The organism is Paenibacillus sp. 2RAB27 (assembly GCF_052115445.1).
GTDB lineage: Bacteria > Bacillota > Bacilli > Paenibacillales > NBRC-103111 > Paenibacillus_E.
The window spans coordinates 1-1,682 of record NZ_JBFRGR010000091.1; the positions used below are offsets into that span (position 1 = coordinate 1).

4 protein-coding genes are annotated in these 1,682 nt (G+C 33.3%); 3 read left to right on the forward strand and 1 reads right to left on the reverse strand.

The features are described 5' to 3' along the window. From AB4114_RS35710 to AB4114_RS35720, 3 genes are all read left to right on the forward strand, one after another. On the forward strand, positions 1-255 hold a 255-nt coding region (locus AB4114_RS35710; protein ID WP_441992671.1), incomplete at its 5' end, for a hypothetical protein. A gap of 25 nt (positions 256-280) precedes the next feature. Beyond that, positions 281-538: an Imm74 family immunity protein gene (locus AB4114_RS35715; RefSeq protein WP_441992672.1), complete on the forward strand. Its 258-nt coding sequence runs from the start codon at positions 281-283 to the stop codon at positions 536-538. A gap of 223 nt (positions 539-761) precedes the next feature. Beyond that, positions 762-1,487, forward strand: a complete 726-nt coding sequence (locus AB4114_RS35720; protein ID WP_441992673.1) for a hypothetical protein — start codon at positions 762-764, stop codon at positions 1,485-1,487. A gap of 84 nt (positions 1,488-1,571) precedes the next feature. On the opposite strand, the gene AB4114_RS35725 is transcribed toward AB4114_RS35720, so the two are convergent. Next, positions 1,572-1,682, reverse strand: a 111-nt coding sequence (locus AB4114_RS35725) for an IS3 family transposase (RefSeq protein ID WP_441991330.1), incomplete at its 5' end; no start/stop codon positions are given.

Sequence of the window (1,682 nt, forward strand, 5' to 3'; positions counted from 1 at the left end):
GAAATAGACAAAGGCATCATAGTTGAAAGTGAAGTTATTTATGGGAATGCAAAATTAGAATACGCATTATCAATCAAGAATTATATGGCATCCATATCAGTGTTGGCTGATTACACATACGATTTCTTTATTTCAGAAATTGCGAGAGAAAATACGTTTTTGATTAAAACAAAGCAATTTGAAAATCTAAATGATTTATTAGATGAAATCAAGGAAGATTTATTCAATTTTTCAAACCTTGATGAAAATAGTTAATGTTAATTGATGAAAGCACGATTTTATGCTGATGGGCAAGGTGATTACAATGATTTTAGGAGGAACAAGATCATATATCAGAGTATCAATATTTAATAAGGTCGTAAAAATCAGTGGTGAACTATTGATGAATGGTCATGGTTTTGTAGCATATAAAAATTCAATAACATCATGGGAACATCCGAATGAGGATGAAGCAATTAGTGAGRAAATGAAAGAAACAATAATTGCACATATTCTTGAGGAATCAAAGAAATCGAATATGAAAATAGAATTTGAATGATAAAAGAGCAATTTCATTGAAAGGAATATGGCTGATGCAATGTCCAAAGAAATATTGCTTTTTTAGGCTAGATAAAGGTACTTGCGGATGCGCTTTCGGCAAATGCTCTAGGATAGAAGTAGATAAGGGGCATAAGGATTGGTATGAACCTAATGAGCCTGAACATGACAAAAGTGGTCTTTAAAGCATGGATTTCATCTTACTAGATGGGGAATGAATTTTTATGGATTCGTTACTGCAAATCAAAATTGAAAATCTTACTTGCCAAGTATCATGTTCTCTATTTAATTATTGGAGAATGCTCGACTCTATCAGCAGTCTATCTGCGACCTTCGAGGGTGGTAAAATATATGGTATTGTAGGAAATCTAGGTGCTGGTGGATGGGGTTTGTCTTATATATTGGCAGGTAAAGAACTGGTGGAAGATGCTTATCAAAATTCTATTCAAGTAAATGGACATAAAGCTAGTGCTGATTTGCTTCGTAGTATATCTTGTTACATTGGTGAAGGAGTTTCGGAATACCCCTATAAGCCAAGGAGAAGTTATCCAAACAAATTGACAAGGAAAGTTTTAGGCATAAAAACAGTTGCAGAACAATTAGAACAAGGAATTGCACAGAGCAAAAATGATTATAGTCTACTTGAGATTGCAAAAATGTTTGAACTTTCAGGGATATATGAAAACAATGAAAAGCAAGGAAGGATTCACAGACCATTAGAGTTTCAAAGTGGTGAAGTATGGAGAGCATCAATGGCAATTGGTTTTGCTTATGGTAAAAGGCTGTTTACTGTACCATGGATGCAAACCAAACATTGGTCTGAGTACATAATTGGTGAATACAACAAAAAGTATATTGAAATATTAAGGAATCATAATGCAATTGTAATAGTTCCTGTAAGCAACGAAAGTAATTTAGGTAATTTGGCTGACGAAATCATTTTTTTGTAATTGCAATAAAAGAGTAAGTTTTATCCAAAGAAACCACTCCTTTGTCTAAACTGTACCCCGTGTAAAGGACATTTTAAAAAAAGTCTAGGCAGATTGAAGAAGATGATCTCTGTATTGCACAGGGGTCATCCTTTTTAAATTCCATTGGTATCTGTAGTGATTATAGTATGTCATGTAATCTTTAATCTCTCGTTT